This is a genomic window from Geodermatophilus sp. SYSU D00879 (assembly GCF_054050375.1).
Map to the genome: position 1 here is coordinate 1 of NZ_JBJGZF010000026.1, position 24640 is coordinate 24640.

The window sequence follows — 24640 nt, forward strand, 5'->3', positions numbered from 1 at the left end:
CCACCAGCACCCACGCGCCCCCCCACCCCCCCCACCACACCCCCCCCCCCCCCCCCCCCGCCCCCCCCCCCCCCCCCCCCCCCCCCCCCCCCCCCCCCCCCCCCCCCCCCCCCCCCCCCACCGTCCCGACGAGGGCCGGCGGCACCCGCCGCCGGCCCTCGTCGGCGTCACAGCGCCTTCCCGGCGCGTGCGGCGGACAGACGGCGGGGACGCTTGCGAGAGTGGGGGCGTGGTCTCCCTGCTGGCGCGCCTGCCCCTGCCGGGACAGCGCGGCCCCGGTGCCGGGCGGCCCTGGTACCCGGCCGCGCTGACCGCCGCCGCCACCGCCGCGGTCACGCTGCTCGGGCTGCTCGGGCTGGGCCTCGCGGTCGTCGTCGTCGAGACGCTGGACCCGGCCGGCGGGCTGTCGGTCCCGAGCGCGGCCCGCGTCGGCGGCCGGCTGTGGCTGCTCGCCAACGGCGGCGGGCTGGACCTGCCGTCGGGGCCGCTGGTCCTCGCGCCGCTGCTGCTCACCCTCGCCGTCGCCTGGGGGCTCGACCGCGCCGGGCGGGGCGTGGTGCGCGTCGCCGAGCCCGCCGGTGCCCGCGCCGCGGCCGGTGTCGTGGCGACCGCGGTCGCGGTGCACGCACTGCTCGCCGTCCTGCTCGGGCTCGCCGTCGACGGGCCCGGCGCCCGCACCGACCTGCCGCGCTGCGCCGTCGGCGCCGCCGTCCTCGCCGCGGTCGCCGCCGGCTGGGGCGTGCTGCGCGAGGGCGACCTGCTCGACGGCGTCCTCGACCGCCTGCCCGGGCCGGCGCGCCCGCTGCTGCCCGCCGTCCTCGCCGGGCTGCTCGCCGCGGGGGCGCTGGGCCTCGCCGTCGTCGCCGTCGCGCTGGCCGCGGACGCCGCCGGGTACGCGGCGGTCGCGGGCGCCCTCGGCGGCTCGGGCGCCGGCGCGGTGGGCACGCTGGCGCTCGGGGCGCTGCTGCTGCCCAACGCCGCCGCGGCCGCGCTCGGCGTGGCGGCCGGGCCCGGGTTCACGGTCGGCGCCGGCACCGTCGTCTCGGTGCACGGCATCAGCCTCGGTCCGGTGCCGGCGCTGCCGCTGCTGGCCGCGCTGCCCGACACCCAGGCGGTGCCGCTGCTGGCGTTCGTCTCGCAGGCGGTCCCGGCGCTGGCCGGCCTGGTCGCCGGGGTGGCGCTGGGCCGCCGCCTGACCGACGACGACGGCGGCTCGGTGGTCGCCGGCCTGTGGGGCGTGCCGGCCGGCGCCGCCCTGGGGGTGGCCGTGGGCGTCCTCGCCGCGGTGGCCGGCGGGTCGCTGGGCGACGGCGCGCTCGCCGACGTCGGCGCGCCACCGGTGGCCACCGCGCTCTCCGTCGCGCTGCAGGCCGGCATCGCCGCGGCGGTCGGGGCGGCCACCGCGCGGTGGCGGTCCCTCGGCTGAGGGGCCCGGCGCCGTCGATAGGGTCGCGGACGTGCCCGGCCCCGAGTCCTCCCCGCGGGCGCGGGTCGTCGTGCTGATCTCGGGCACCGGCTCGCTGTGCGCGGCGCTGCTCGAGGCCGCCGACGACCCCGGCTACCCGGCGCAGGTGGTCGCCGTCGGCGCCGACCGCGACGCCGCCGGGTTCGCGCACGCCCGCCGCCGCGGCCTGCCGACCTTCACCGTCGCGCTGCGCGACTTCCCCGACCGGGCGGCCTGGGACCGCGCGCTGACCGAGGCGATCGCCGCGCACGAGCCCGACCTGGTGGTGTCGGCCGGGTTCATGAAGATCGTCGGCTCCGCCGTCCTCGCCCGCTACGAGGGCCGGCTGGTCAACACCCACCCCGCGCTGCTGCCGGCCTTCCCGGGCGCGCACGCCGTCCGCGACGCGCTGGCCGCCGGCGTGGACGTCACCGGCAGCACGGTGCACCTGGTCGACGCCGGCGTCGACACCGGCCCGGTGCTCGCCCGGCGCGAGGTGCCGGTGCTGCCGGGTGACGACGAGGACCGCCTGCACGAACGCATCAAGGCCGTGGAGCGGACGCTCCTGGTGGAGACGGTGGCGCGACTCGTCACCGGGACGACGGAGGAGAGCCCCCGATGAGCGACACCCGGACGCCGGTGCGCCGTGCCCTGCTGGGCGTCTACGACAAGACCGGGATCGAGGAGCTCGCCCGCGGCCTGGCCCACGCCGGCGTGGAGCTGGTGAGCACCGGGGCCACCGCGCGGCGCATCGCCGACGCCGGGATCGCGGTCACGCCGGTCGAGCAGGTCACCGGCTTCCCCGAGTGCCTCGACGGGCGGGTCAAGACGCTGCACCCGGCCGTGCACGCCGGCATCCTCGCCGACCGGCGGAAGCCCGAGCACGTCGCGCAGCTCGAGGAGCTCGGCGTCGCCGCCTTCGACCTCGTCGTCGTGAACCTCTACCCGTTCACCGAGACCGTGGCCTCGGGCGCGACGCCGGACGAGTGCGTCGAGCAGATCGACATCGGCGGCCCGGCGATGGTGCGCGCGGCCGCGAAGAACCACCCGTCGGTCGCCGTCGTCGTCGACCCCGCCCGGTATGGCGACGTCCTCGCCGCCGTGGCCGCGGGCGGCTTCACCCTCCCCGAGCGGCAGCAGCTGGCCGTGGCCGCCTTCCGGCACACCGCCACCTACGACATCGCCGTCGCCTCCTGGATGGGCAACGTCCTCGCCCCCGACGACGGGTCCGGCTTCCCGTCCTGGGTCGGCGCGTCCTGGGAGCGCGCCGACGTGCTGCGCTACGGCGAGAACCCGCACCAGCGGGCGGCGCTGTACCGCAGCGGCGAGCGGGGGCTGGCGCACGCCGAGCAGCTGCACGGCAAGGAGATGTCCTACAACAACTACGTCGACACCGACGCCGCGTGGCGGGCCGCGCACGACCACGAGGATCCCTGCGTGGCGATCATCAAGCACGCCAACCCGTGCGGGATCGCCGTCGGCCCGGACGTCGCCGCCGCCCACCGCAAGGCGCACGCCTGCGATCCGGTCTCGGCCTTCGGCGGCGTCATCGCGGCCAACCGCGAGGTCGACCTGGCGATGGCCGAGCAGGTGGCCGGCGTGTTCACCGAGGTCGTCGTCGCGCCGTCGTTCACCGCCGACGCCGTCGAGGTGCTGACGGCGAAGAAGAACATCCGGCTGCTGCGGCTGCCCGAGGCCGGCCGGCCCCCGGTCGAGCTGCGGCCGGTCGGCGGCGGGCTGCTGCTGCAGAGCGCCGACCGCGTCGACGCCGCCGGCGACGACCCGACCACGTGGACGCTGGCCTGCGGGGAGCCGCTGGACGCCGCCGGCCTCGACGACCTCGTGTTCGCGTGGCGCTCGGTCCGCGCGGTGAAGAGCAACGCGATCCTGCTCGCCCACGACAAGGCGACCGTCGGCGTCGGCATGGGCCAGGTGAACCGGGTGGACTCCGCGCGGCTGGCGGTCACGCGGGCGGGGGAGCGGGCCGCGGGGTCGGTGGCCGCCTCCGACGCGTTCTTCCCCTTCGCCGACGGCCTGCAGGTGCTGCTCGACGCCGGGGTGCGCGCGGTGGTGCAGCCGGGCGGGTCGGTGCGCGACGAGGAGGTCGTCGCCGCGGCGCGCGCGGCCGGCGTCCCGCTCTACCTGACCGGCACCCGCCACTTCGCGCATTGAGGCCGGGCGCATCGCGGGGCCGGCCCCACGTCGGTCCGCCCGGGCCGGGGGAGGAGCTGGAGGGCGCCGACCTCGCCCGCGTCGACTGGTGGGGCGCCGAGCTCGACGGCGTCACCTTCACCCGCTGCCGGTTCGACGACGCCGACCTCACCGAGCTGGTCACCCGCCGCTGCGTGTTCGACTCCTGCGTCCTCACCGGCGTGCGGATGAGCGGCTCGCGGCACCGTGGAAGCGCGTTCCTGTCCTGCCGGTTCGACCGCGCCCGGCTGATCGACGCCGTCTGGGAGGGCTGCAAGCTCACCGGCTCGCAGTTCCCCGGCGCCGTCGTCCGGCCGCTGACCAGCACCGACTCGGACTGGAGCTGGACGTCGCTGCGCGGCGTCGACCTGTCCGGCAGCGACCTGTCCGGTCAGCGGTTCCGCGAGGCCGACCTCACCGACGCCGACCTGCGCGAGTGCGACCTCACCGGCGCCGACCTCGACCGCGCCCGCCTGCAGGGCGCGAAGCTGCGCGGCACCGACCTGCGCGGCGCGGCCACCGAGGCCTGGCCGTGGCGGGGCCTGGACCTCACCGGCGTCCGGCTCGACCTCGTGCAGGCGGTGCAGGTCGCCCGCGCCCACGGCGCCCTCGTCGAGGGGTGAGCGAGCCGCCCTGGGAGGCGGCGGGAGGAGTCGGGGCCGGAGGTTCCCGCGGTCGAGCGCCGGGAGCGGCTCAACGCGGCGACCGGCCTCGGTGCAGGGGCCCGCGCCGAGCGTGCGAGGCGTGTGTGTGGGCACCGAGGTCCTTCCGGGCTCCTGGCCGCGGTGTCGGCCGGTGGGCCGACGACGTCATCGGTAGCGCGGGCCGGTGAGCATCGCCTTGAGCGCGCCGAGCAGGCCGAGGACGCCGACGGCGCAGGCGAACCAGAAGCCCAGGCCGAACGCCGACGGGTCCCAGTCCTCCGCGGCGAACGGCACGAGCACCGCGGCGATCGCCAGCGCGCTGACGAACAGCGCGAGGACGCCGAGGAGGCGGTGCGTCCGCGCGGGCAGCCACAGCAGGATCCCGAGCAGGAACAGCACGCCCCCGCCCAAAACGACGGCGAGCGGCTGCCAGAAGCCGGAGTCCACCAGCGAGCCGAAGCCGGCGCCCGCCTCGTCGAAGCCGCGGCGGACGAGCCCCCAGCCGGTGCGGCCCTCCGCCAGCCAGCGCAGCGGCAGGCTCACCGCGGCGGCGATGCCGGCCAGGATGAGCAGCAGCCCGCCGAGCGAGTCCGGCCCGCGCACCGGCACCGGCCGGTCGGAGTAGCTGGGCGTCGTGTACGGGTTCGGGGCCGCCTGGCCGTAGCCGCCGGGGCCCACGGCGGACGAGCCGGCCACGGGCGCCAGACCGGGCGTGGTCTGCTCCCGCCAGTCGGCGCCGAGCTGCCGGGTGGACGGGTCGCGCTCGGTCATCAGCTCTCCTCGAGGGATCCGGCTGTGCGGGGGCTCGCCCCGAGCGTAGGCCGCAGCGGTCGGCCGGGAGGCGCCTCCGGCACACTGTCGGGGTGCCCGCGACGATCCTCGACGGCAAGGCGACCGCAGCCACCATCCGGCAGGAGCTCACCGCGCGGGTCGCGGCCCTCACGGCGGCCGGCCACCGGCCGGGCCTCGGCACGCTGCTGGTCGGCGACGACCCGGGCAGCCGCTGGTACGTCAACGCCAAGCACTCCGACTGCGCGCAGGTCGGCATCGCCAGCATCCAGCGCGAGCTGCCCGCCACCGCCACGCTCGCCGACGTCCTCGCCGTCGTCGAGGAGCTCAACGCCGACCCGGCGTGTACCGGCTACATCGTCCAGCTGCCGCTGCCCCGCCAGGTCGACGAGTACGCCGTCCTCGAGGCGATGGACCCGGCCAAGGACGCCGACGGCCTGCACCCGGTCAACCTCGGCCGGCTGGTGCTCGGCGTCGACGGGCCGCTGCCGTGCACCCCGGTCGGGATCGTCGAGCTGCTGCGCCGCTACGACGTCCCGGTGGCCGGCGCGGAGGTGGTCGTCGTCGGGCGCGGGATCACCGTCGGGCGCCCGCTCGGGCTGCTGCTCACCCGGCGCACCGAGAACGCCACGGTGACGCTCTGCCACACCGGCACCCGGGACCTGGCCGCCCACCTGCGCACCGCCGACGTCGTCGTCGCCGCCGCGGGCGTGCCCGGGCTCGTCACGGCCGACGTCGTCAAGCCGGGCGCCGCGGTGCTCGACGTCGGCGTCAGCCGGGTCGACGGGAAGATCGCCGGCGACGTGGCCAAGGACGTCGTCGAGGTGGCCGGGCACGTGGCGCCCAACCCCGGCGGGGTCGGGCCGATGACCCGGGCGATGCTGCTGCAGAACGTGGTGCTGGCCGCCGAGCGGGCCGCCGCGGACGACGTGCTCACGGCATCGTGACCGAGCTCGCGAGGTCACGCGGGAGCAGAGCACCCCTGGGCACGTGGTCGACGAGCGCCGGCGAGGAGGACGCGTGACCCGCCCGCCGCTGTACCTGCGCCGGCCGTTCCTGGCCGGGCTGCTGCGCCAGCTGCCGCTGTTCGCGGTGCTGGTCGTGGTCGCGGTGGGGCTCGGGATGGTGGCGCTGGAGCACTGGCGGCGCGGCCTGCTGGTGGTCGGGCTGGCGCTCGTGGGCGCGGCCGTGCTGCGGCTGGTGCTCCCCGTCCGCCGGGTCGGCTTCCTCGCCGTCCGCAGCCGGCCGGTCGACGTCGTCCTGATGGCCGGGACGGGGGTCGCGCTGTCGGCGCTGACCCTCGTCGTCCCGGGCAGTTGAGCGCGTCGGCCCGCGGGCGCGGTGACCGGGGTCCCGGGTCTAGGTTGACGCCCATGGCAGAGCAGCCCAGGAACGGCAAGGTCACCGTCGTCGGTGCCGGCTTCTACGGCTCCACCACCGCCCTCCGGCTCGCGGAGTACGACGTCTTCGAGACCGTCGTCCTCACCGACATCGTCGAGGGCAAGCCCGAGGGCCTGGCCCTCGACATCAACCAGTCCCGCCCGATCGAGGGCTTCGAGACGAGGGTCGTCGGTGTCGGCGGCGGCTCGTACGAGGGCACCGAGGGGTCCGACGTCGTCGTGATCACCGCCGGCCTGCCGCGCAAGCCCGGCATGAGCCGCATGGACCTCATCGAGACCAACGCGAAGATCGTCCGGGACGTGTCCGAGAACGTCGCGCGGACCTCGCCGGACGCCGTCGTCATCGTCGTGTCCAACCCGCTGGACGAGATGACCGCCCTCGCGCAGCTGGCCACCGGCTTCCCGAAGGAGCGGGTGATGGGCCAGGCCGGGATGCTCGACACCGCCCGGTTCACCAACAACGTCGCCGAGGAGCTCGGCGTCCCGGTGTCCTCGGTGCGCACCCTGACCCTCGGCTCGCACGGCGACACGATGGTGCCGGTGCCCTCGCGCTGCACCGTCGACGGCAAGCCGCTGGCCGACGTCCTGGCCCCCGACCGCGTCGAGCACCTCGTGCAGCGCACCCGCAACGGCGGCGCCGAGGTGGTCGCGCTGCTCAAGACCGGGTCGGCGTACTACGCGCCGTCGGCGGCCGCGGCCCGCATGGCCCGCGCCGTCATGGAGGACTCCGGCGCCGTCATGCCGGTGTGCGCCTGGGTCGACGGCGAGTACGGCATCTCCGGCGTCTACCTGGGCGTCGAGGCCGAGATCGGGCGTGCGGGTGTGCGCCGGGTGGTCGAGGGGGACCTCACCGAGAGCGAGCTGGCCGGGCTGCGCGAGGCGGCCGAGGCCGTGCGCGCCAAGCAGGCCGACGTCGCGGAGCTGTAGAGCGACTGCACCGCGACCTGACCGACTCCCGGCCCGACGGGCCGGGGCTGCAGAGAGGGAATGTCTGACGTGAGCAAGATCAAGGTCGAGGGCACCGTCGTCGAACTCGACGGCGACGAGATGACCCGGATCATCTGGCAGTTCATCAAGGACCAGCTGATCCTGCCGTACCTCGACGTGAACCTGGAGTACTACGACCTGGGCATCGAGCACCGCGACGCCACCGACGACCAGGTCACCGTCGACTCCGCCAACGCGATCAAGAAGCACGGCGTGGGCGTCAAGTGCGCCACCATCACCCCGGACGAGGCGCGGGTCGAGGAGTTCGGCCTCAAGAAGATGTGGCGCTCCCCGAACGGGACGATCCGCAACATCCTCGGCGGCGTCATCTTCCGCGAGCCGATCATCATGCAGAACGTGCCGCGGCTGGTGCCGGGCTGGACCAAGCCGATCATCGTCGGCCGTCACGCCTTCGGTGACCAGTACCGCGCCACCGACTTCCGCTTCCCCGGCGAGGGCACCCTGACGGTGACCTTCACCCCGAAGGACGGCTCCGCGCCCATCGAGCATGAGGTCTTCCAGGCGCCCGGCGCCGGCGTCGCGCTCGCGATGTACAACCTCGACGAGTCCATCCGCGACTTCGCCCGGGCCTCGATGAACTACGGCCTGCAGCGCGGCTACCCGGTGTACCTGTCGACGAAGAACACGATCCTCAAGGCCTACGACGGCCGGTTCAAGGACATCTTCGCCGAGGTCTTCGAGACCGAGTTCAAGGACCAGTTCGAGCAGGCCGGCATCACCTACGAGCACCGGCTGATCGACGACATGGTCGCCGCGTCCCTCAAGTGGGAGGGCGGCTACGTCTGGGCCTGCAAGAACTACGACGGCGACGTCCAATCCGACACCGTCGCGCAGGGCTTCGGCTCGCTGGGCCTCATGACCTCGGTGCTCATGACCCCCGACGGCCGCACCGTCGAGGCCGAGGCCGCCCACGGCACGGTGACCCGGCACTACCGCCAGCACCAGCAGGGCAAGGAGACCTCGACCAACCCGATCGCGTCGATCTTCGCCTGGACGCGGGGCCTGGCCCACCGCGGCAAGCTGGACGGCACCCCCGAGGTCACCCGGTTCGCCGAGACCCTCGAGAAGGTCTGCATCGACACCGTCGAGGGCGGCCAGATGACCAAGGACCTCGCGCTGCTGATCAGCAAGGAGCAGCCGTGGCTGACCACCCAGGACTTCCTGGCGGCCATCGACACCAACCTGCAGAAGGCCATGGCCTGACGTAGTCGCTGCGGCGGCCCCCTCACCCCCGGGTGAGGGGGCCGCTCACGTCTCGGGGGTCGACGTGGCCCTCCCAAGTGCGGGGAAGTCGTCGTCCGCGGCCGCTCGGGAACGACGACTTCCCTGCAGTCGCGGACCCTGTGGACGGCGTGAGCGGTGTCTACGCCGACGCCGACCTGCCGGACGATGTCGACGTCCGCATCAGTGGCGCGTGTCTGCTCGTCCCTCCCGCGGCCGTGTTCAGCGGCCGGACGGCGGCTCACCTCCACGGCGCCACGGAGCTCGCGGACGCGACGATGCCGGTCGAGGCGTCAGTCCCCGTCGACGTGCGGTTCGGACCGGTCGCCGGCCTGAGGGTCCGTCGGACGGTGCTCCCACCCGTCGACGTCGTCCAGGCGCGCCGCCGTCCGTGCACCAGCTGAGCACGGACGGCCCTCGACATCGCTCGCGGCGAGCCGCTCGGGGAGGCGGTGGCGGCCCTGGACGTGTTGCTCGCGCGTGGTGTGGTGGGACCGTGCCGCGCTCCGCCGGTCGCTGCAGACGTCGCCGTCCCACCGAGGGGCGCGGCGGGCGAGACGGGCGGTGGAGCCGGCCGATCCGCGCGCCGAGTCCCCGCAGGAGGCCCGGGTGCGTGTGCTCCTCGCCCTCGCCGGCCTGGCCGCCGTGCCGCAGTACACCGTCCGCGACGACGGCGGGGGCTTCATCGCGCGAGTGGACCTCGCCTCTCCCGAACACCGCCTGGCGGTCGAGTACGACGGCGCCTGGCACGGAGAGCCCGGTCAGCTGAGGCGAGACCGGCACAGGCTGAACGGACTCACCGCCGCCGGATGGCGGGTGGTCTTCGTGACCGCTGCCGACCTGCGCACCCCGGAGGCCTTGGTGGCCCGCGTCGTCGAGGCGCTCGCGCGGTGAGGGCTCAGGCGCCGAAGAGCTGGGTCCACCAGGGGCCGCCGGAGCCCTCGGCCACGCCCACGCCCAGCTTCGTCAGCGAGCAGTTCAGGATGTTCGCCCGGTGGCCGGGGCTGTCCATCCAGGCCGCCATCACGGCGGCCGGGTCGGGCTGGCCCTGCGCGATGTTCTCCGCCCGCGCGTTGCCGACGCCCGCGGCCCGGGCCCGGGCGAACGGGTCGAGCCCCTCGGGGGTGTCGTGCGAGAAGTAGCCGCGGTCGCGCATGTCCGCGCTGTGCGCCCGCGCGACGGCGGCCAGCGCCGCGTCCGCGACCACCGGCGCGCACCCGGCGGCGGCGCGCTCCTGGTTGACCAGGGTCAGCACCGCGGTCTCCGCCGACGGGGCGGCCGGGGCGGCGGTGCGGGCCACCGGCGCGGGCGCCGGCTCCGACGACGGGGTCGGCGTCTGCGTCTCCGGCCCCCCCGCCGACGAGGACGACGACCCGGCCGACGAGGAACCGGCCGACGAGGAACCGGCCGACGAGGAGCCGGCCGACGAGGGGGCCGCGGAGCCGGGCAGAGCCGACGACGTGCCCGCCGGGGACGAGGAGGAGGACGCCGACGAGGACCCGGACAACGAGGACCCGGCCGAGGACGACGAGGGCGCCGACGACGGGTCCCCGCCGGCGGCGGTGGAGCGGCCGGCCGACGACGAGGTCCCCGGCGCCGAGGTGTCCGCCGCGGACGAGCCCGGTGCCGAGGAGCCCGGTGCCGAGGAGCCCGGTGCCGAGGAGCCCGGTGCCGACGAGTCCGCGGACGACGAGCCCGGCGCGCCGGGCGTCGTCCCCGGTGCGGTGGTCGGCGCGCCGTCGACGCCCATCGTGACCACGCCGGTGCGCTCGGCGCCGTCCTCCGCGCCGTCCTCCGCGCCGTCCTCCACCGCGTCCGCCGCGGAGGTGGCCGCGGACTCCGCCGTCGACAGCGCGCCCCGGCCCGCGGCCATCAGCGGCACGAGCAGCGCGATGCCGCCCACGACGAGGACGACCAGCAGGACCGGCAGCAGGCGACGCGCGCGGGCCCGGCGCCGCGCGGGGCGCGGAGGAGCCACCGGAGCGGCGTGGCGGGCGGACGGCGGGGAAGACCGATGGCGCACGGAGTGATTACCTCACGAAGTCGACAAGTCGCTTTCTGTGACTTCGTGGAGAGTAGCCGTAGCCGGAGGTCGCCCGGGAGGGTGACGTGACCGAGGTCACAGTGAGGGTCGTGGGAGACGTCTCCCGGACGCGCGGTGGGTTTCGGGTCCCCCTCCGGGCAGCATGGACGGACCACCACCCCGAGACGCGAGGAGCACGCCGCCGGTGAGCGACGTCTGGCTCGACATCGTCATGGTCGTCGTCTTCGTGCTGATCGGCGGCGTGTTCGCCGGCGCGGAGATCGCGCTCGTGTCCCTGCGCGAGGCCCAGGTGCGGGTGCTGTCGGAGCGGGGGCGCCGCGGCCGCGCGCTGGCCCGGCTGCTCGGCGACCCCAACCGGTTCCTCGCCGCCGTCCAGGTCGGCGTCACCCTCGCCGGCTTCCTGTCCGCCGCCGTCGGCGCCAGCACCCTGGCCGGGCCCTTCAGCGACTGGCTGGTCCGCCGCGGTCTCCGCGAGGGCGTAGCCGACCCGCTGGCCCTCGTGCTGGTCACCGTCGCGATCAGCTACGTGTCCCTGGTCGTGGGGGAGCTGACCCCCAAGCGGCTCGCGCTGCAGCGCGCCGAGGGCTTCTCGCTGCTCGTCGCCCGGCCGCTCAACACCATCGCCCGGCTGTCCCGCCCGGTCATCTGGTTGCTGTCGGCGTCGACGAACGTGCTGGTCCGGCTGCTCGGCGGCGACCCCAGGGCCAGCGGTGAGGCGATCAGCCAGGAGGAGCTGCGCGACCTCGTCGCCGCGCACGAGTCCCTGTCCAGCGACGAGCGGCGGCTCATCGACGAGGTCTTCCGCGCCGGCGACCGCGAGGTGCGCGAGGTCATGACCCCGCGCACCGAGGTCGAGTTCCTCGACGCGACGACGACGGTCAGCCGCGCCGCCCGGCAGGTCGCCGAGTCCGGCTGGTCGCGCTACCCGGTCACCGGCCGCGACCAGGACGACGTCGTGGGGTTCGTGCACGTCCGGGACCTGCTGCTGCCCACCCACCCGGCCGGGCGCGCGGCGACCGTGGGTGACATGGCCCGCGAGGTGAAGCGGCTGCCCGGCACGGCGGGCGTGCTGACGGCGCTGTCGGAGATGCGCCGGGAGAACCAGCACCTGGCGATCGTCGTCGACGAGTACGGCGGCACCGACGGGATCGTCACCCTCGAGGACCTCATCGAGGAGGTCATCGGCGAGATCTACGACGAGTACGACGAGGAGGTCGCCCCCGAGGACGGCGAGGAGCCCGGCGGGCCGCACGACGTCGACGGACTGCTCAACCTCGACGACTTCGCGCAGGTCACCGGCCTGCGGCTGCCCGAGGGCCCGTACGAGACGGTCGCCGGCTACGTGCTCGCCGAGCTCGGCCGGCTGCCGGACGTCGGCGACGCCGTCGAGGTGGAGGGCCGCACGCTCACCGTCCTCGAGCTCGACGGACGCCGGATCGCCCGGCTCTCGGTCACCCGGGCGCCCGACGCCGAGCCGGCCGGGGAGGACACCCCGGCCGGCTGAGATCGCTCAGCCGCGCTTCTGCGCGACCTCCCACGCGTCGCGCACGATGCCCGTCAGGTCGGTGTGCCGCGGCGTCCAGCCCAGGTCCGCGCGGATGCGGTCGCTGGAGGCCACGAGCTGCGCCGGGTCGCCGGCCCGCCGGTCGCCCACCTGCACCGGCACCGGGTGGCCGGTGACCTCGCGGACGGCGTCGACGACCTCCTGCACGGAGAACCCGGTGCCGTTGCCCAGGTTGTAGATCCGGTGCTCGCCCGGCTCCGGGGCGGTGAGCGCGAGCAGGTGCGCGTCGGCGAGGTCGGAGACGTGGATGTAGTCGCGGATGCAGGTGCCGTCCGGCGTCGGGTAGTCCTCGCCGTAGACCGTCATCGCCTCGCGCTTCCCGGCCGCCACCTGCAGCGCGATCGGGATGAGGTGGGTCTCGGTGGTGTGCCGCTCGCCCAGGCCGTGGGCGGCGCCGGCCACGTTGAAGTACCGCAGGCTCACCGCGGCGAAGTCGTACGCGGTCGCGTACGAGGTCAGCATCGCGTCGACGGCGAGCTTCGTGGCGCCGTAGGTGTTGGTCGGCCGGGTCTGCGCGTCCTCGCGGATCGGCACCTGCTCGGGCTCGCCGTAGGTGGCGGCGGTGGACGAGAACACGATCCGCCGGCAGTCGACCGCGCGCATCGCCTCGAGCAGCGCCAGCGACCCGCCGACGTTGTGCTCCCAGTAGATCTCCGGCCTCACCTGCGACTCGCCGACCAGGCTCTTCGCCGCGAAGTGCAGCACCGCCTCCGGCCGCACCTCCGCCAGCACCGGCGCCGAGTCCTGCAGCGTGGCCTGCACGAACCGGGCACCCTCGGGCACGGCGTCGGCGTGCCCGGTCGACAGGTCGTCGAGCACGGTGACCTCGTGGCCGCCCTCGAGGAGAGCGGCGGTGACTACGCTGCCGATGTAGCCGGCCCCACCGGCGACGAGAACGCGCATGGGGCCACCCTAGGAGTTGGCGCCCGAAAGCACCGGGCGCGCGGAGGTCGAGCCCCGTGGTCACTGCCCGTCCGGCCGTCCAGGCGCTGCCGGCCTACAAGCCCGGGCGCAACCCGGCCGACCTGGCCCGCGAGCTCGGCGTCGACCGCGCGGTGAAGCTGGCCAGCAACGAGGTGCCCTTCCCGCCGCTGCCGGCCGTCGTGCGGGCACTGGCGGAGACGGTGGGGGAGACCTACCGCTACCCCGACAACGGGGCCGCCCTCCTCACCGCCGCGCTCGCGGAGCACTACGGCGTCGACCCGGCGCAGGTGGTCCCCGGCTGCGGCGCGGTCATGCTCTGCCAGCAGCTCGCCCAGGCCTTCAACGACCCCGGGACGGCGATCGCCTTCGCCTGGCGCTCGTTCGAGATGTACCCGCTGCTGGCGCAGGTCGCCGGCGCGCGCAGCGTCCAGGTGCCGCTGGTGCCCTCGGTCCCCGGCGGCGCCCCCGACACCCACGACCTCGACGCGCTGGCCGCCGCGGTCGACGACGACACGCGGCTGCTGTTCGTGTGCAACCCCAACAACCCGACCGGCACCGCGGTCCGGCGGGCGGAGCTCGAGCGCCTCCTCGACCGGGTGCCCGCGACGGTGCTGGTCGTGCTGGACGAGGCCTACCGCGAGTTCGTCACCGACCCCGACGTCCCCGACGGCCTGGAGCTGATGCGCGGGCGCCCGAACGTCGCGGTGCTGCGCACGTTCTCCAAGGCCTGGGGCCTGGCCGGCCTGCGGGTCGGCTACCTGGTCGCGGAGGACCCGGCCGTCGCCGACGCCGTCCGCCGCACGCACGTGCCGTTCAGCGTGTCGATGCTCGCCCAGGCGGCCGCCGTCGCCGCGCTCGGCAGCCAGGACGAGGTCCGCCGCCGCGTGGCCGCCGTCGTCGCCGAGCGCGACCGGCTCACCGCCTCCCTGCGCGGGCGCGGCCTGCAGGTGCCCGACAGCCAGGCCAACTTCGTGTGGCTGCCGCTGGGGGAGCCGTCCGCCGCGACCGCCGCGGCGCTGGAGGTTCGCGGCGTCATCACCCGGCCGTTCGGCGGCGAGGGGATCCGGGTGACCGTCGGCACGCCCGAGGAGGACGACCTGTTCCTCGCCGCGCTCGACGACGTGCTCGCCGCCACGACCCCCGACACGGTGCGCCCCGGCGCGCCGGTCGCCTAGCGCGCGGCTGGTTTGATGGCCGTCGTGCCTCTTCCCCGTGTCCTGTCCGGCATCCAGCCGACGGCGGGCTCCTTCCACCTCGGCAACCACCTCGGTGCGCTCCGCCAGTGGGTCGCGCTGCAGGAGACGACCGAGGCCTTCTACTGCGTCGTCGACCTGCACGCGATCACGCTGCCGCAGGACCCCGAGGAGCTGCGCCGGAACACCCTGGTCTCGGCCGCCCAGCTGCTGGCCCTCGGCGTCGACCCGCAGCGCAGCACGCTGTTCGTGCAGAGCCACGTGCCCGAGCACCTGCAGCTGTCGTGGGTGCTCGAGTGCCTCACCGGCTTCGGCGAGGCCGGCCGGATGACCCAGTTCAAGGACAAGAGCCAGCGGGAGGGCACCGCCTCGGCCTCGGTCGGGCTGTTCACCTACCCGGTCCTCCAGGCCGCCGACATCCTCGTCTACCAGGCCGACCAGGTCCCGGTCGGTGAGGACCAGCGCCAGCACCTGGAGCTGACCCGGGACCTCGCCACCCGCTTCAACGGCCGCTTCGGCGAGACCTTCACGCTGCCGGAGACCCTCATCCCGGCCGGCGGCGCGCGGATCATGGACCTGCAGTCGCCGGACAAGAAGATGAGCAAGAGCCTGCCGCCGGCCGGCTGCGTGTTCCTGCTCGACGACCCGAAGGTGACGGCGAAGAAGATCCGCTCGGCGGTCACCGACACCGGCCGCGAGGTCGTGGCGGACCCGGTGGACAAGCCCGGCGTCACCAACCTGCTGACCATCCACAGCGCGCTGTCGGGCACCCCGGTCGCGGAGCTGGAGGAGCGCTTCGCCGGCCGCGGCTACGGCGACCTCAAGAAGGAGCTCGCCGAGGTCGTCGCCGAGTTCGTGACGCCGGTCCGCGAGCGCACCCACGAGCTGCTCGACGACCGCGCCGAGCTCGAGCGGCTGCTGGCCGCCGGCGCGGCCCGGGCCCGCGCGGTGGCCGGGGAGACCGTCCGCACGGTCTACGAGCGGGTCGGCTTCCTCGCGCCGGTGGCGGAGTCGTGAACGACGACACGTTCGTCCCGCGCAGCCGGCTGGCGCCGCCGGAGACCGCCGTCGTCGGGGTCCTGGTGCCGATCCCCGAGCCGTGGGCGCAGCTGCTGACCGACTGGCGCGCCAAGGTGGGCGACCCGCAGGCGGGCTTCGTGCCGCCGCACGTCACGCTCCTCCCGCCCACCGAGGTGGCCTGCGCCGACCGGGCGGCCATCACCGAGCACCTGGTGCGCGTCGCCGCGGCGCACCCGTCCTTCGACATGCACCTGTCGGGCACCGGCACGTTCACGCCGGTCTCGGAGGTCGTGTTCGTCGCCGTCGCGCGCGGCATCGGCAACTGCGAGCTGCTGGCCACCGACGTCCGGTCCGGCCCGCTGGCCCGCTCGTTGACCTACCCGTACCACCCGCACGTCACCGTGGCGCACGACGTCCCGCGCGACATGCTCGAGCTGGCCTACACCGGCCTCGGCGACCTCTCCGCGGAGTTCCGCGTCACCTCGTTCACCGAGTTCGAGCAGACGCCGGAGGGCACCTGGGCGGTCGCCCGCGAGTACCCCCTCACCGGCCCGCCGCACTAGGCCCCCGCGCGGCACCCCCGTCCAGGGACCAAACTCGGACCGGTGGGTGGACCCCGGGACGGACGGTCGCGCGCCGCCGACGTCGTCCGCGCACCCTGGTCCCGCATCGCCGGGGTCGGCTCCCGGATCGCCGCCGCCGTCGACGCCCAGCGCCGCCGCCGGCCCTGGATCGACCACCTGGCGCGGGCCGGGGGCCGCTACACCCGCACCCAGGGCGACCTCATGGCCGCCGGCGTCACCTACTTCGTGTTCCTCGGGCTGTTCCCGGTGCTGCTGCTGGTCGCGTCGGTCATCGCGCTGGTCCTCTCCGGCGACGCGCTGCTCCAGCAGGAGCTCTACGACGCCATCCGCGAGGCGTTCCCCGGCTCGACCGGGGAGCAGATCGTCCGGGAGCTGCGCTCGGCCGTCAGCACGGCCGGCATCACCGGCCTGATCGGCGTCGCGGGCTTCCTGTACGCCGGCCTGCGCGCGATGGACAAGCTGCGGATCGGCATGGAGCGCACCTGGAAGGGCCACGTCGACGAGCCCGAGTTCTGGCGGGACAACCTCGCCGACCTCGTCGCGCTGGTCGCCCTCGGCGGGGCCGGCCTGGCCTCCATCGGCCTGACCGGGTTCGCCACCCAGGCCACCAACGGCGTCCTGACGGCCTTCGGCGTCGAGGACGCGCCCGGCTGGGGCGCGGTCAGCAGCGTGCTCGGCATCGTGCTCGCGTTCGGCGGCGACGTCCTGGTCTTCCTGTGGCTGCTGCGGGTGGTGCCCTCGACGTCACACCCGCTGCGGCTGCTCCTGCCCGGCGCGGTCTTCGGCGCGGCCGGGTTCGAGCTGATGAAGCTGGCCGGCAGCCTCTACCTGTCGCTGATCTCCGGCAGCGTCACCTCGTCGGCGTTCGGCGGCGCCGTCGGCATCCTCGTGTGGATCAACCTCGTGGCCCGGTTCGCGTTCTTCACCGCGGCGTGGACGGCGACCCTCCCGGCCCTGGAGCGGACGGTCCCGACCGCCCCGGAGGACCCTGCCGGTCCCGGGCGCCCCGACCCGGAGGACCCGACGGTCCCCGCGGAGCCCGGCGCACCGCCCGCCGCCGGCCGATGAGCGTCGCGGCCACCACCGCGACCGCCGCCGCGCCGAGCGCCACCGCGCCCAGGGCCGGCGGGCCGTCGTCCGCGGGGGGAGCCGGCTCGGCCGGGCCGGCGGCGACCTCGGCCGGCCCCGCGGGGGAGGGGGCGGCGGTGGTCGTCGGTTCGGGAGGGGTGACGTCGGCGGCGGAGTCGACCAGCGTGCCGACCCCGCCCAGCGACGGCGGCACCGTGAACCCCCAGTCGAGCAGCAGCGCGGCCTGGTCGGCGGCGCGCCGCGGCACGTTCTCGGTGCCCATGACGCTGACCACCAGCCGCCGCCCGTCGCGCTCGGCGGCCGTGACGAAGGTGTGCCGGGCGGCGTCGGTGAAGCCGGTCTTGCCGCCCAGCGTCCCCGGGTAGCCGGCCAGCGGGTTCTGGTTCTGGATCTGGAAGCCGGGCGAGCGGCCCTCCACACCGGGCATCTGCGCGGTCGGCGTCATCAGGATCCCGGCGGTGAGCGGGTCGGCGACCAGCGCCCGGAAGACCAGCGCCAGGTCGTAGGGCGAGGAGGACTGCCCGGCGACGTCGAGGCCCGACGCCGAGCCCGCCACCGTGTCGAACGCGCCGAGCTCCAGGGCGGTGGCGTTCATCGCGGCCACGGTCGCCTCCGTCCCGCCGAAGGCCCGGGCCAGCGCGTTGGCCGCGTCGTTGCCCGACTGCATGACCAGCGCCTGGAACAGCAGCCCGACCGGGTAGTGGCCGCCGGCCACGATCCCGACCTTGCTGCCCTCCATCGCCTCGTCCTCGACGGTGCCGGCGACCACCGCCGCCGGGTCCAGCCGGTGCGCCAGGGTGAGCAGCGTCAGCGTCTTGAGCGTGCTCGCCGGGTAGTAGCGGCCGTGCGGGTCCCGGGCGGCCAGGACGTCCCCGGTGCCGGCGTCGGCCACCAGCCACCCGGCCGCGACGACGTCGGCCGGCAGCGGCGGCGCGCCGTCGACGACGACCGTGCCGCGGGTGTCCAGCCCCTCCCCGCCCACGGTGACCCCGCCGGGACCCTCGCCCTGGGGCGGGCCGCCGGGCAGCGGCGCGGTCGGGGTCGGGGCGGCGAGGTCGGCGGTGGGCCGCGCGGGATCCGGGGCGGCCACCGCCGGGCCGGCCCCGAGGAGGACGGCCAGCGCGGCCAGGACGGCCGCGAGCGCACCCCGTCGTCGATGCACGAGGGGACGCTAGCCCCGGCGGCGCCCCCTGCGGGGACCGGGCGCAGTGGCGGGGGCCACGGGATCCGGGCCGCTTCACAACGATCCCGTCTCGGTCCGCCGCAGGCATGGCGACCTGCCCGGAGAGCGCGGTTAGCGTGCCGACGTCGTCCACGTCCGGGGGGGGGCCCCCGGGCGGCCGGCGCCCCCCCCCCCCCGCCCCCCCCCCCCCCGCTCGCCGAGCTGGCCGGGCGCGGCCGCAGCCCCGGTGACGTCCTCGCCGACGCCGCCCGCGCCGGCGGCCCCGCGGCCGCCCTGGCCGCCGCCACCGAGACCGCCCCGCGGACCGCCACCGCCCCGCGGACCGCCACCGCCCCCGAGACCGACCCGGAGGTGCACCCGTGAGCACGACGCACGAGCGGCTCGCCCGCGACCTGGAGACCGCCCGGCAGCGGACGCTGCTGCTCACCGACCTCGACGAGCCCGAACTGCTGCGCCAGCACAGCCCGCTGATGAGCCCGCTGGTGTGGGACCTCGCGCACGTCGGCCAGCAGGAGGACCTGTGGCTGCTGCGCCACGGCGACGCCCGCCGCGCCGGCCTGCTGCCGCCCGCCGTGGAGGAGCTCTACGACGCGTTCACCCACCCGCGCGCGGTCCGCGACAAGCTGCCGCTGCTGCCGCCGGTGGAGGCCCGCTCGTTCGTCGCCGAGGTGCGCGGCCGGGTGCTCGACCGGATCGAGCACGCCGGGCCGGACGACGACCCGTTCGACGTCGCGATGGTCGTCAGCCACGAGGCGCAGCACACCGAGACGATGCTGCAGACCCTGGGGCTGCGCGTCGGGCCGCCGGTGCTGGGCACGGGCGGCCCGCTGCCGACCGGGCGGCCCGGGGTGGCCGGGACGTCGGTGCTCGTGCCCGCCGGCCCGTTCGTCCTGGGCGTGGACGCCGCCGACGAGCCGTACTCGCTGGACAACGAGCGCGGTCCGCACGTCGTCGACCTGCCCGCGTTCCGCATCGGGCGGGTACCCGTGACCAACGCCGAGTTCGCGGCGTTCGCGGCCGACGGCGGCTACGACACCCCCGGCTGGTGGTCGCCGCGGGGCTGGGCGCACCGGCAGGAGGCCGGGCTCGAGCGGCCGCTGTACTGGGGCCCGGGCGGCGCCCGCACCCGCTTCGGCGTCCTCGAGGACGTCCCGCCCGACGAGCCGGTCCAGCACGTCACGTTCTTCGAGGCCGAGGCGTACGCGGCGTGGGCCGGCGCCCGGCTGCCCACCGAGGCGGAGTGGGAGAAGGCCGCCGTCTGGGACCCGGCGACCGGCCGCCGGCGCCGCTGGCCGTGGGGCGACGCCGGCCCGACGCCGGCGCTGGCCAACCTGGGCGGGGCGGCGCTGCGCCCAGCGCCGGTGGGCGCCTACCCGGCGGGGGCCTCGGCGTACGGCGTGGAGCAGGTCGTCGGCGACGTCTGGGAGTGGACGTCGTCGGGCTTCGAGGCCTATCCCGGCTTCACGCCGATGCTCTACGCCGACTACTCGGCGCCGTTCTTCGGCGGCGACTACCGGGTGCTGCGCGGCGGCTCGTGGGCGGTGGACCCGTCGATCCTGCGGCCGTCGTTCCGCAACTGGGACCACCCGGTGCGGCGGCAGGTGTTCAGCGGCATCCGGCTCGCGTGGGACGTGACCTGACCGTGTGCCGTCACCTCGCCTGGCTGGGCCGGCCGCGGTCGGTCGCCTCGCTGGTCCTCGAGCCGCCGTCGTCGCTGCTGGTGCAGTCCTGGGCGCCGCGGCGGCAGCGGTACGGCACCGTGAACGCCGACGGCTGGGGCGTCGGCTTCTTCGCCCCCGGCCGGGCCGGGCCGGTGCGCTGGCGCTCGGCGCGGCCGCTGTGGGCCGACCCGTCGTTCGCCTCGGTGGCGCCGGTGCTGCAGTCCGGCTGCGTGGTGGCCGCGGTCCGGTCGGCGACGGCGGGGATGCCGCTGGAGGAGAGCGCCGCGGCGCCGTTCACCGACGGCCGCTGGCTGCTGTCGCACAACGGCCGGGTCGACCGCGCCGTGCTCCCGCCGGTGCGCGACGCCGAGTCGACGGTGGACAGCGCGCTGCTGGCCGCCCTGCTGTTCTCCCGGGGCATGGACCGGCTCGGCGACACCGTGCGCGAGGTGGCCGTCGCCGACCCCGCCGCCCGGCTCAACCTGCTCGCCGCCGACGGCACCCGCCTGCTGGCCACCACCTGGGGCGACACGCTCTCCGCCCTGGTCACCGCCGAGGGGACGGCGCTGGCCAGCGAGCCCTGGGACGACGACCTCGCGTGGACCGACGTGCCCGACCGCTCGCTGGTCGAGGCGACCCCGGACGGCCTGACCGTCACCCCGCTGACCTGACCCGATCGCGAGCCGAGGAGACCCGTGACGACGACCCGCCACCTCGCCCCCGACGACGTCGCGGCCGCGCTGCGCGCCGACGCCCTCGCCGGGCTGACCGCGACGCCGAAGGCGCTGCCGCCGCGCTGGTTCTACGACGCCCGCGGCAGCGAACTGTTCGACGAGATCACCCGGCTGCCCGAGTACTACCCGACCCGCGCCGAGCGGGCGGTGCTCGCCGCGCGCGCGGACCAGATCGCCGCGGCCTCCGGCGCCGAGGTGCTCGTCGAGCTGGGCAGCGGCACGTCGGAGAAGACCCGCCTGTTGCTGGACGCGCTGACCCGGGCCGGCACGCTGCGGCGGTTCGTCCCCTGCGACGTCGACCCGTCGGTGCTCGCCGCGGCCGGGGAGGCGGTCACCGCCGAGTACCCGGGCATCGCCGTCGACCCCGTCGTCGGGGACTTCACCGCCCACCTGGGCCTGCTGCCCCGCGGCGGCCGGCGGCTGGTGGCCTTCCTCGGCTCGACGATCGGCAACCTGGAGCCCGGCCCGCGGGCGGCGTTCCTCGCCGAGCTGGCCGGCACGCTCGCGCCGGGTGACTCCTTCCTGCTCGGCACCGACCTGGTCAAGGACACCGGCCGGCTGGTCCGCGCCTACGACGACGCCGCCGGCGTGACCGCGGAGTTCAACCGCAACGTGCTGCGGGTGCTCGACCGCGAGCTCGGCGCCGACTTCGACCCGGCGGCGTTCGACCACGTCGCGGTGTGGGACGCCGCGAACGAGTGGATCGAGATGCGGCTGCGCGCGCGGACCGCGCAGGTCGTCACCGTGCCGGCGCTGGACCTGACCGTGCGCTTCGCCGCGGGCGAGGAGATGCGCACCGAGGTGTCGGCGAAGTTCCGCCGGGAGGGCGTCGAGGCCGAGCTCGCCGCGGCCGGCCTGCGGCTGACGCACTGGTGGACCGACCCCGACGGCGACTTCGCCGTCTCGCTGTCCACCCCCGGCTGAGGTCCCTGCATCCGGACCTGCGGGGACGCCGGAAGAGGAGGTGTCAGCACCCCCGATCCCGGAGGACCCCGTGACCCGGACCCGCACCCTCGGACTCGCCACCGTCGCCGGAGCCGGCGCGCTCGTCGCGCTGGGCGCCACGCCGGCCGCAGCGGCCGACACCGCCACCGTCTCCGTGCTGCACGCCGTCCCGGACACCCCGGTCGACGTGTACGCCAACGGCGAGCGGCTGATCGACGACTTCCAGCCCGGCACGCTCACCGACCCGCTGTCGCTGCCGGCCGGCTCCTACGACCTGGCGTTGTTCCCCGCCGACGCCGCCGACGGCTCGGGCACGCCGCTGCTGTCCGCGAACGGCGTCGCGGTCCCGGCCGGCGCGAACGCCACCGTGGTCGCGCACCTGACCGCGGAGGGCCAGCCGGCGCTCACCCCGTTCGTCAACGACACCTCCGCGGTCCCCGCCGGCCAGGGCCGCGTCGTGGTCCGGCACGTCGCGGCGGCCCCGGCGGTCGACGTCCGCGCCGGCGGCCAGGTGGTCGCGCCGAACCTCGCCAACCCGGACGAGGCGTCGCTCGAGGTGCCGGCCGGCACGGTCAGCGCCGACGTCGTCCTGGCCGGCACCTCCACCGTCGCGCTCGGTCCGGCCGACCTCGCGGTGACCGAGGGCGCCACGACGGTGGTCTACGCGTGGGGCTCGCAGGACGCCGGCTTCGAGCTCGCCGTCCAGACGATCGGCGGCGGGCACTCGGCGCCGTCCGGGGTCCCCGGCGGGAGCGCCGGGCTGGCCGATGACGACGGTCTCCCGCTGCCGCTGCTCGGCCTGTCCGCCCTGGGCCTGGCCGGCGCCGGCGTGGCCGCCCGCCGGCTGGCCACCACCCGGGCCTGACGTGCGACCCGCCGTCGCCGGCGTGGCCCTGGGCCTGGCCCTCGCCGTGGGCGTGCCCACCGCGTGGGAGCTGAGCCGGCCCCCGGCGGCGGCGGGCGCGCCGGTCGAGCAGGTGCTCGGCACACCGGCCGCTCCCCCTCCGGCCCCGGGGCCGGCCGTCCGCGACGCCGCCCCGGCGCCGGCCCCCGCCGTCGTCCCGCCCGTCCGGCTGCAGGTGCCCGCGCTCGGCGTCGACGCGCCGGTCGACCCGGCCGGGGTCGCCGGCGACGGGCAGATGGCGCTGCCGGACGACGTCGCCCGGGCCGGCTGGTACCGGTTCGGCCCGGCACCCGGGGCGCCCGGCTCCGCGGTCCTCGCCGGCCACGTCGACGACGCCGAGCAGGGCCTGGGCGCGCTCGCCCCGCTGCGCTCGGCCGAGCCGGGTCAGGAGGTGCTCGTCACCGACGCCGCCGGCGCGACGACGCGGTGGCGGGTGGTCGCGCGGGACCTGCTGGACAAGCAGGCGCTGCCGGTGGACCTGCTCTTCACGCGGGAGGGGCCGCCGCGGCTGACGCTGGTCACCTGCGGCGGACCGTTCCTCCCCGACGTCGGCGGCTACCGCGACAACGTCGTCGTGGTGGCGGAGCCGGTCCCGTGACCGTCGAAGGACCTCCCTGCCCCCCACCGCTCGCACGCTCGCGGCGGGCCCCGGCAGGAAGGCCGTCCCGGATCAACCGGACGGGCCCTAGGGTCGGTGCGGTGAACACCCAGGCGGAGCCGTCGCCCTCGGGCGCGGCCGAGCCGGACGACGCCGAGGTCGCCCGGCGCTTCGCCGCGGGTGAGGAGCAGGCACTGGCCTGGGCCTACGAGCGGTGGGCGGCGCTGGTGCACGGCATGGCGGTGCGCGCGTTCGGCCCCGGGCCCGACGCCGAGGACGTCACCCAGCAGACCTTCGTCTCCGCCTGGACCGGCCGGGCCGGCTACCGCGCCGACCAGGGCGCGCTGCCGGGCTGGCTGGTCGGCATCTGCCGCCACAAGATCGCCGACACGTGGGCGCGGCGGGACCGGCAGCGGCGCGCCGCCGAGGCCGCGCTGGCCGAGGCGCAGGCCGCGCCGCCCGGCGGACAGGCCCCGGTGGACAGCACGGTCGCCGACCGGGTGCTGCTGCTCGGCGAGCTGGACCGCCTGGGCCAGCCGCAGCGCGGCATCATCGAGCTCGCCTTCTTCGCCGACCTCACGCACGCGCAGATCGCCGAGCGCACCGGCCTGCCGCTGGGGACGGTCAAGAGCCACATCCGGCGCACCCTCGAGCGCCTGCGCGACCGGTTGGAGGTGGACGGTGCCGCACTGCACGCCTGAGGACCTCGCGCTGGCCGCGCTCGGCGAGCCGCTCCCCGACGACGACGCCGCGCACCTGGCCGGCTGCGCGGCCTGCGGCGCCGAGGTGGCGCGGCTGCGCCGGGCCGTGGACGCGCTGGCCGTGCCGGAGCTCGCCGCGCCCGGCCCGCCGGTCGCGCCGCCGCCGTCGCTGTGGGCGGGGATCGCCGCGGCCACCGGCGTGGGCGTGGTGCCGCGCCTGGGCGTCGTCGCGGCGTCGGCGCCCCCGGCCGGCCCGGTGCCCGACGTCGTCCCGGTGGCGCCGCCCGTCCCCGGGACCCCGCCGGTGCCCCACGAGCCGGACGAACCCGACGCGCCCGTCGCGCCGGTCGTGCCGCTGCGGGCCCGCCGCTCGCGGCTGGCGCTCGCCGCCGCGGCGGCGCTGGTGGCCGGGCTGGCCATCGGCGCCGGGGCGGTCGCGCTCGGCGGCCGGGACGACGCCGGCGTGCCGGTCGCCGCGACCGTGCTCGACCCGCTGGAGGGCAGTGACGCCTCCGGCCGCGCCGAGGTGGTCGAGCGGGCCGACGGCACCCGGGTGCTGCAGGTGGAGCTCGCCGCCGGCGCGCCGGCGGAGGGCTACTACGAGGCGTGGCTGCTCACCGAGTCGGTGTCCGGGCTGGTCCCGCTCGGCGTCGTCCGCGCCGGCACCGAGGAGTTCGAACTGCCCGCCGGCCTGGACCTGGCCGAGTACCCGGTCGTCGACGTGTCGGTGGAGCCGCTCGACGGCGACCCGGCCCACTCCGGGGTCTCCATCGTCCGCGGGCAGCTGTCCTAGCGTCTGG

At 76.3% G+C, this 24640-nt stretch carries 26 protein-coding genes and 1 pseudogene; 23 read left to right on the plus strand and 4 right to left on the minus strand.

Features of this window, described 5'->3' with window-relative positions:
• The first annotated feature begins 229 nt into the window (after window positions 1–229).
• The 4 genes from ACI79B_RS21755 to ACI79B_RS21770 are packed head-to-tail and all read left to right on the plus strand — an operon-like array spanning window position 230 to window position 4257.
• Complete coding sequence (locus ACI79B_RS21755) at window positions 230–1426, plus strand: cell division protein PerM (protein WP_456930218.1); 1197 nt, start codon at window positions 230–232, stop codon at window positions 1424–1426.
• Between the two features lie 31 nt (window positions 1427–1457).
• Window positions 1458–2066, plus strand: a complete 609-nt coding sequence (gene purN / locus ACI79B_RS21760; RefSeq protein WP_456930217.1) for a phosphoribosylglycinamide formyltransferase — start codon at window positions 1458–1460, stop codon at window positions 2064–2066.
• Window positions 2063–3616, plus strand: a complete 1554-nt coding sequence (gene purH, locus ACI79B_RS21765) for a bifunctional phosphoribosylaminoimidazolecarboxamide formyltransferase/IMP cyclohydrolase (protein ID WP_456930216.1) — start codon at window positions 2063–2065, stop codon at window positions 3614–3616. The genes purN and purH overlap by 4 nt, the downstream gene beginning before the upstream one ends.
• Window positions 3613–4257: a pentapeptide repeat-containing protein gene (locus tag ACI79B_RS21770; RefSeq protein WP_456930215.1), complete on the plus strand. Its 645-nt coding sequence runs from the start codon at window positions 3613–3615 to the stop codon at window positions 4255–4257. The genes purH and ACI79B_RS21770 overlap by 4 nt, the downstream gene beginning before the upstream one ends.
• A 186-nt stretch (window positions 4258–4443) precedes the next feature.
• On the opposite strand, the gene ACI79B_RS21775 is transcribed toward ACI79B_RS21770, so the two are convergent.
• A complete protein-coding gene (locus tag ACI79B_RS21775; protein WP_456930214.1) occupies window positions 4444–5049 on the minus strand; it encodes a hypothetical protein in 606 nt (201 codons plus the stop codon).
• 92 nt (window positions 5050–5141) lie between these two features.
• On the opposite strand from ACI79B_RS21775, the gene ACI79B_RS21780 reads away from it, so the two are divergent.
• The 6 genes from ACI79B_RS21780 (at window position 5142) to ACI79B_RS21805 (ending at window position 9590) form a co-directional block, all read left to right on the plus strand.
• Window positions 5142–6014 (plus strand): bifunctional methylenetetrahydrofolate dehydrogenase/methenyltetrahydrofolate cyclohydrolase, encoded by an 873-nt coding sequence (locus ACI79B_RS21780; protein WP_456930213.1) that lies wholly within the window; start codon window positions 5142–5144, stop codon window positions 6012–6014.
• A 73-nt stretch (window positions 6015–6087) separates the two neighbouring features.
• On the plus strand, window positions 6088–6387 hold the full coding sequence (locus ACI79B_RS21785) for a DUF3017 domain-containing protein (protein WP_456930212.1): 300 nt from the start codon (window positions 6088–6090) through the stop codon (window positions 6385–6387).
• 53 nt (window positions 6388–6440) lie between these two features.
• Window positions 6441–7394 (plus strand): malate dehydrogenase, encoded by a 954-nt coding sequence (mdh, locus tag ACI79B_RS21790; protein WP_456930211.1) that lies wholly within the window; start codon window positions 6441–6443, stop codon window positions 7392–7394.
• A gap of 60 nt (window positions 7395–7454) precedes the next feature.
• Complete coding sequence (locus tag ACI79B_RS21795; protein WP_457000247.1) at window positions 7455–8678, plus strand: NADP-dependent isocitrate dehydrogenase; 1224 nt, start codon at window positions 7455–7457, stop codon at window positions 8676–8678.
• Window positions 8679–8818: 140 nt separating this feature from the next.
• A complete protein-coding gene (locus ACI79B_RS21800; RefSeq protein ID WP_456930209.1) occupies window positions 8819–9100 on the plus strand; it encodes a hypothetical protein in 282 nt (93 codons plus the stop codon).
• Window positions 9101–9305: 205 nt separating this feature from the next.
• Window positions 9306–9590 carry an endonuclease domain-containing protein gene (locus tag ACI79B_RS21805; RefSeq protein WP_456930208.1) on the plus strand — a complete coding sequence of 95 codons (285 nt, stop codon included), beginning with the start codon at window positions 9306–9308 and terminating at the stop codon, window positions 9588–9590.
• Window positions 9591–9594: 4 nt separating this feature from the next.
• On the opposite strand, the gene ACI79B_RS21810 is transcribed toward ACI79B_RS21805, so the two are convergent.
• Window positions 9595–9951 carry a CAP domain-containing protein gene (locus ACI79B_RS21810; RefSeq protein ID WP_456930207.1) on the minus strand — a complete coding sequence of 119 codons (357 nt, stop codon included), beginning with the start codon at window positions 9949–9951 and terminating at the stop codon, window positions 9595–9597.
• Here ACI79B_RS21810 and ACI79B_RS21815 point away from each other — a divergent pair.
• Entirely contained in the window at window positions 9935–10726 is a 792-nt protein-coding gene (locus ACI79B_RS21815; protein ID WP_456930206.1) for a hypothetical protein, read from the plus strand. The genes ACI79B_RS21810 and ACI79B_RS21815 overlap by 17 nt on opposite strands.
• Window positions 10727–10924: 198 nt before the next feature.
• Window positions 10925–12244 carry a hemolysin family protein gene (locus ACI79B_RS21820; RefSeq protein ID WP_456930205.1) on the plus strand — a complete coding sequence of 440 codons (1320 nt, stop codon included), beginning with the start codon at window positions 10925–10927 and terminating at the stop codon, window positions 12242–12244.
• A 6-nt stretch (window positions 12245–12250) separates the two neighbouring features.
• Here the strand turns inward: ACI79B_RS21820 and galE are convergent, their stop codons facing one another.
• Window positions 12251–13207 (minus strand): UDP-glucose 4-epimerase GalE, encoded by a 957-nt coding sequence (gene galE, locus ACI79B_RS21825; RefSeq protein WP_456930204.1) that lies wholly within the window; start codon window positions 13205–13207, stop codon window positions 12251–12253.
• Window positions 13208–13263: 56 nt separating this feature from the next.
• On the opposite strand from galE, the gene hisC reads away from it, so the two are divergent.
• The 4 genes and pseudogenes from hisC to ACI79B_RS21845 all read left to right on the plus strand — a co-directional run.
• On the plus strand, window positions 13264–14403 hold the full coding sequence (gene hisC, locus ACI79B_RS21830; protein WP_456930203.1) for a histidinol-phosphate transaminase: 1140 nt from the start codon (window positions 13264–13266) through the stop codon (window positions 14401–14403).
• 15 nt (window positions 14404–14418) lie between these two features.
• The gene (gene trpS, locus ACI79B_RS21835; protein ID WP_456930202.1) at window positions 14419–15438 is read left to right on the plus strand and encodes a tryptophan--tRNA ligase; all 1020 of its coding nucleotides are present in this window, start codon (window positions 14419–14421) and stop codon (window positions 15436–15438) included.
• Complete coding sequence (locus tag ACI79B_RS21840) at window positions 15435–16004, plus strand: 2'-5' RNA ligase family protein (RefSeq protein WP_456930201.1); 570 nt, start codon at window positions 15435–15437, stop codon at window positions 16002–16004. Before trpS ends, ACI79B_RS21840 begins: the two co-directional genes overlap by 4 nt.
• A gap of 222 nt (window positions 16005–16226) precedes the next feature.
• Window positions 16227–16916, plus strand: a pseudogene (locus ACI79B_RS21845) (YihY/virulence factor BrkB family protein); the annotation flags it as partial.
• Between the two features lie 31 nt (window positions 16917–16947).
• Here ACI79B_RS21845 and ACI79B_RS21850 read toward each other — a convergent pair.
• Window positions 16948–18276, minus strand: a complete 1329-nt coding sequence (locus ACI79B_RS21850; RefSeq protein WP_456930200.1) for a D-alanyl-D-alanine carboxypeptidase family protein — start codon at window positions 18274–18276, stop codon at window positions 16948–16950.
• 380 nt (window positions 18277–18656) lie between these two features.
• Here ACI79B_RS21850 and egtB point away from each other — a divergent pair, with 380 nt between their 5' ends.
• From egtB to ACI79B_RS21885, 7 genes are all read left to right on the plus strand, one after another.
• The gene (gene egtB, locus ACI79B_RS21855; protein ID WP_456930146.1) at window positions 18657–19937 is read left to right on the plus strand and encodes an ergothioneine biosynthesis protein EgtB; all 1281 of its coding nucleotides are present in this window, start codon (window positions 18657–18659) and stop codon (window positions 19935–19937) included.
• A complete protein-coding gene (gene egtC / locus ACI79B_RS21860; RefSeq protein WP_456930170.1) occupies window positions 19922–20629 on the plus strand; it encodes an ergothioneine biosynthesis protein EgtC in 708 nt (235 codons plus the stop codon). The genes egtB and egtC overlap by 16 nt, the downstream gene beginning before the upstream one ends.
• 24 nt (window positions 20630–20653) lie before the next feature.
• Window positions 20654–21616: an L-histidine N(alpha)-methyltransferase gene (gene egtD, locus ACI79B_RS21865; protein ID WP_456930147.1), complete on the plus strand. Its 963-nt coding sequence runs from the start codon at window positions 20654–20656 to the stop codon at window positions 21614–21616.
• A gap of 70 nt (window positions 21617–21686) precedes the next feature.
• Window positions 21687–22502: a DUF4397 domain-containing protein gene (locus tag ACI79B_RS21870; RefSeq protein ID WP_456930148.1), complete on the plus strand. Its 816-nt coding sequence runs from the start codon at window positions 21687–21689 to the stop codon at window positions 22500–22502.
• Window position 22503: 1 nt separating this feature from the next.
• Window positions 22504–23139: a class F sortase gene (locus tag ACI79B_RS21875; RefSeq protein WP_456930149.1), complete on the plus strand. Its 636-nt coding sequence runs from the start codon at window positions 22504–22506 to the stop codon at window positions 23137–23139.
• A 101-nt stretch (window positions 23140–23240) separates the two neighbouring features.
• On the plus strand, window positions 23241–23840 hold the full coding sequence (locus ACI79B_RS21880; protein WP_456930150.1) for an RNA polymerase sigma factor: 600 nt from the start codon (window positions 23241–23243) through the stop codon (window positions 23838–23840).
• On the plus strand, window positions 23821–24633 hold the full coding sequence (locus ACI79B_RS21885; protein WP_456930151.1) for an anti-sigma factor domain-containing protein: 813 nt from the start codon (window positions 23821–23823) through the stop codon (window positions 24631–24633). The genes ACI79B_RS21880 and ACI79B_RS21885 overlap by 20 nt, the downstream gene beginning before the upstream one ends.
• The last annotated feature ends 7 nt before the right edge of the window (window positions 24634–24640 follow it).

Excerpts from the sequence above, each read along its gene's own strand:
- purH (WP_456930216.1), top strand. The coding sequence starts at position 2,063 with ATGAGCGACACCCGGACGCCGGTGCGCCGTGCCCTGCTGGGCGTCTAC.
- ACI79B_RS21775 (WP_456930214.1), bottom strand. The coding sequence starts at position 5,049 with ATGACCGAGCGCGACCCGTCCACCCGGCAGCTCGGCGCCGACTGGCGG.
- mdh (WP_456930211.1), top strand. The coding sequence starts at position 6,441 with ATGGCAGAGCAGCCCAGGAACGGCAAGGTCACCGTCGTCGGTGCCGGC.
- ACI79B_RS21795 (WP_457000247.1), top strand. The coding sequence starts at position 7,455 with ATGTCTGACGTGAGCAAGATCAAGGTCGAGGGCACCGTCGTCGAACTC.
- galE (WP_456930204.1), bottom strand. The coding sequence starts at position 13,207 with ATGCGCGTTCTCGTCGCCGGTGGGGCCGGCTACATCGGCAGCGTAGTC.
- trpS (WP_456930202.1), top strand. The coding sequence starts at position 14,419 with ATGGCCGTCGTGCCTCTTCCCCGTGTCCTGTCCGGCATCCAGCCGACG.